The following is a 4,188-nucleotide window of genomic DNA, read 5'->3' on the forward strand; positions in this document are numbered from 1 at the left end:
GATAACAAATCCTTTATAAATCCTGTTGTTGCTTCACCGTTTACATATGTTGGGTTGTTCATTATTGAATATTGGAAGTTGGCGTTTGTCTCAACTCCGTTTATTACAAGCTCATCTAGAGCTGCCTTCATTTTTTCAATCGCTTCTTTTCTGTTGCTTCCGTGTACAATTACCTTGGCTATCATAGAATCGTAGGTAGCTGGAAGCACGTATCCAGCGTAAAGTGCTGTGTCGACTCTTACATCGAAGCCTCCTGGAAAATGTACTGCATTTATTTTACCAGGTGCTGGCATGAAGTTTTTAAGTGTATTTTCGGCGTTTATTCTACATTCGATGGCATGTCCTTTTATTTGGATGTCGTCTTGTGTGTAGGCTAATTTTTGCCCTGCTGCGATTAAAATTTGTTGTTTTATTAAATCTATTCCTGTTACCATTTCTGTGACAGGGTGTTCTACTTGTATTCTAGTGTTCATTTCTATGAAGTAGTAGTCGCCGTTTTCATCTAGTAGAAATTCTACTGTGCCTGCGTTTTCGTAGTGAGCGGCTTTTGCTGCCTTTACTGCTGTTTCACCTAGGACTTTTCTTAGCTCGTCTCCTATAGCTGGTGAAGGAGATTCCTCTATCATCTTTTGGTGTAGTCTTTGGATTGAGCAGTCTCTTTCTCCTAGATGGACTACGTTTCCGTATTTGTCCGCTAAAATTTGTACCTCTATGTGTCTTGGGTTTCTGATGTATTTTTCTATGTACATTGTGTTGTCTGCAAATGAGTTTACAGATTCACCCTGTGCTACGTTGAAGCCCTCGATAAATTCAGTCGAATTTTCTATTATTCTCATTCCTTTACCGCCGCCACCTGAGGATGCCTTTACTATTACTGGATATCCCATTTCATCTGCAAGACGTTTACCTATTTCTGCGTCGTACACTGGATCTTCTGTTCCAGGGACTACTGGGACTCCTGCCTTTATCATTGTGTTTTTGGCGTTTGATTTATTTCCCATCAAATCTATTACTTCACTGCTTGGACCTATAAATGTTATGTTGTTTTCCTTGCATAAATCCACGAACTTGCTGTTTTCTGATAAAAATCCAAATCCTGGATGTATAGCGTCTGCATTTGTAAGCTGAGCTGCTGTGATGATGCGGTTCATGTTCAAATAGCTGTCCTTTGATTTAGCAGGTCCTATGCATATGCTCTCGTCGGCTAGCTTAGTGTGGAGAGCATTTTTATCTATTTCAGAGTAAACTGCTACTGTCTTGATGCCTAGAGATTTACATGTTCTGATGATTCTTATAGCAATTTCACCCCTATTTGCTATTAATATTTTGTTAAACATTTTAAACTCTCCTATACTGTTTTTATTTTGAATAAAGGTTGGCCGTATTCTATCATTTGTTCGTTTTCAACTAGGATAGCCTCTACTGTTCCTTCGTATTCGCTGACTACTTCGTTCATCATTTTCATCGCTTCTATTATTCCTACGACTTGACCCTTTGTGATTTTGTCGCCTACTGATACGAATGATTTCGCTTGTGGTGATGGCGCTTCATAGAATGTTCCTATAAGCTCAGCCTTTATGTATTCAATTCCATCTCCTGCAGGCTCTGTAGCTTCCTTAACCTTTGCAGGTGCAGCTTCTACTTGTTTTACAGCTGTTACTTCTTTTTTTAGTAAAATCTCACTATCTCCTTCTTTGTAAGAAAAAGTAGTTAAAGATGAATCCTCCATTATTTTTATTAATTCTAAAATTTTTTCGTATTCCATGTTATCCTCCTAATTTACCCTATTATTTTTGTTGAAATGGATTGTTGTCTTTTTCTAAAAGAACTTCAATTCTTCTAGATGCACTTCTAGGCTCTAAGACCTCCATACACGGCTTGTGTATGTTTTTTGTAATTGCTTTATAAAGTAATTTTTCCTCTTTGTAGAGATCCTGTGCTTCTTTTAAAGAAATTTCCTTAAAATAGATAGTATCTCCAGCCTTTCTCTGTGCAAGCTTTGGTATATCTACGCTTATTACGGTTGCAATTTTTGTGTAGCCACCTGTTGTCTGTCTATCTGTCATCATGATTATAGGCTTACCGTGTGAAGGAACCTGTATTGAGCCTAGAGCTATACCGTCTGAGATTATATCTGCAGAGGATTTGTGCTCTATGACTGGACCGTCTAGTCTGCATCCCATTCTGTCGTTTTCGTTAGTAACCTTGTATGGGCTAGAAAAAAACGTTTTCAAGCCGTTTTCTGTAAATGCTGTATCCTGAGGTCCTCTTATGACTCTCAATGTTACCTCTGACTCATTTTTATGCATGTAGTTTATTTTTCTAGATAAAAAATATGGAAGATAGTCCTTTGGCGATTCAAACTTAATATAGTCGCCTGCCTGTAGAGTTCTACCCTTGTATCCTCCTATTCCACATCTTACATAAGTCGACTTACTTCCCATGACTTTTGGAACTTTGAGTCCTCCTGCAAATGCAATGTAGGCTCTGCAGCCGCTTTTGGCGTATTCAAATGACAGCACATCTCCAGATTTTACAAGTAATGCCTGGTATGTGTGTACCTTTTGACCGTTTAGCTTTGGTCTTAGGTTGCCGCCAGTTATAGCTATGATATTTGACTCTGTAAATTCTATAGTAGGACCTACTAAAGTCATCTCTATCACCGCCTCGTCGACTGGGTTGCCGACTAGTATATTTGCTATTTTGAGAGATCGTTTGTCCATTGCACCACATACAGAGAAGCCGAATTCTTGGTATCCTACCCTACCATAATCCTGAATAGTCGTATATAATCCACTTTTTCGAATTATTATTCCCAATTTTAAACCCCCCTCTCTATTACGTTACAATGGTATAAATTTTTATCTACTAAATTTTTTATCTCGTAAAAATCAGATTGACTTATTTCTACAAATTTTATGTAGTCGCCCGCCTTGTATAAAATTGGCTCTTCTCTATTTGCATCGTATGGCTTTACTGGAGTAGTTCCAATAAGTCTCCATCCACCAGGTGATGCGAGTGGGTATATTCCAGTTTGTTCACCGCCTATGCCTACAGAGCCTGCGTCGATTCTAGTTCTCGGATTTTTAAGTCTAGGAGTAAATAGTCTGCTGTCAAGGCCCCCTAGATATGCAAATCCTGGCAAAAATCCTAGCATGTAAATTAAATATTCCCTAGATGTATGTATTTGTATTACTTCTCTTGTAGTCAATTTTGCGTGCTCTGCTACAAATTCTAAATCCTCTCCAAATGAGCCACCGTAGCAGACTGGTATTTCTATTATTCTTTTTTTGGTCTCTGATTTAGAATCTAAATTTTTACTTAACTTTTCAATTTTCGACTTTAATTCGTCAAAATATATTTTTGAAGGGTCGTAGTAAATTAAAAGAGATCTGAAAGTAGGAACTGTTTCTGTGATCCCTTGTATTTTAGCTGATTTTATTAAATCGTTGAAAACCCTTATTTTGTTGTTTGTTTCAGTACTTATATCGTTTCCAAATTCAATTATTAGTGCTGAATCCCCTGCAATCAAATATTTCAAGAATTCACCCCCCTAATTTGTATAATTTATTTTTTATATGTTTTATTAAATTTTTATGTCCTATAAAAAAGATTATAGCGAAGTTTTCACTAATATGCAAGTTTCGATTATATTCTTGCAATTGTGTTTTGTAATTTTTGTTGAAATATGGTGTATAATATTGTTAAAGCTAGTTTATAATAAAAAGGAGGCTATGCAATATGAAGTTAGCTATGGCTCAGGTTTCAATGGGGCTGGATATGGATGGTAATTATAAAAAGACATTAGATTTTATGAAGAATGCTAAAGGCAGCGATTTATTGTTTTTCCCTGAGATTCAATGGACTCCTTTCTTCCCACAGTATGAAGAAAAGGATTTGAAAAACTGCTTAGGTAAGGAAATAGACGATTTTTGTCTGACTTTAGATGATAAGAGGATTTCTAAGATGAAAGAGCTTTGCAAGGAATACGAGATGTACCTATCTCCTAATTTATACATAGAGCAGGACGAGAAGAGATACGATATGTCACTTATGATAAATTCTAAGGGCGAGCTAGATGGACTTTCTAAGATGGTGCATATTTTAAATGCCAAGAATTTTTATGAAAAATACTACTATACTCCTTCTGAGGATGGATTTAAGGTTTTTGATACGCCTTTTGGGAAG

Annotated in this window: 5 protein-coding genes; 1 reads left to right on the top strand and 4 read right to left on the bottom strand. The window is 36.7% G+C overall.

The annotated features are described in order from the left end of the window. The 4 genes from ACI3VO_RS07835 to pxpB form a co-directional block, all read right to left on the bottom strand. On the bottom strand, positions 1-1,337 hold a 1,337-nt coding region (locus tag ACI3VO_RS07835; RefSeq protein WP_439757376.1), incomplete at its 3' end, for an acetyl-CoA carboxylase biotin carboxylase subunit. Positions 1,338-1,348: 11 nt separating this feature from the next. Continuing rightward, positions 1,349-1,765, bottom strand: coding sequence for an acetyl-CoA carboxylase biotin carboxyl carrier protein (locus ACI3VO_RS07840; RefSeq protein WP_439757377.1), 417 nt, complete (start codon positions 1,763-1,765; stop codon positions 1,349-1,351). 22 nt (positions 1,766-1,787) lie between these two features. After that, on the bottom strand, positions 1,788-2,819 hold the full coding sequence (locus ACI3VO_RS07845; RefSeq protein ID WP_439757378.1) for a biotin-dependent carboxyltransferase family protein: 1,032 nt from the start codon (positions 2,817-2,819) through the stop codon (positions 1,788-1,790). Between the two features lie 2 nt (positions 2,820-2,821). Continuing rightward, positions 2,822-3,541: a 5-oxoprolinase subunit PxpB gene (pxpB, locus tag ACI3VO_RS07850; protein ID WP_439757379.1), complete on the bottom strand. Its 720-nt coding sequence runs from the start codon at positions 3,539-3,541 to the stop codon at positions 2,822-2,824. 200 nt (positions 3,542-3,741) lie between these two features. Between pxpB and ACI3VO_RS07855 the strand changes: the two genes are divergently transcribed. Continuing rightward, positions 3,742-4,188, top strand: a 447-nt coding sequence (locus ACI3VO_RS07855; RefSeq protein ID WP_439757380.1) for a nitrilase-related carbon-nitrogen hydrolase, incomplete at its 3' end; no start/stop codon positions are given.

Source organism: Intestinibacter sp., from assembly GCF_051866655.1.
GTDB lineage: Bacteria > Bacillota > Clostridia > Peptostreptococcales > Peptostreptococcaceae > Intestinibacter.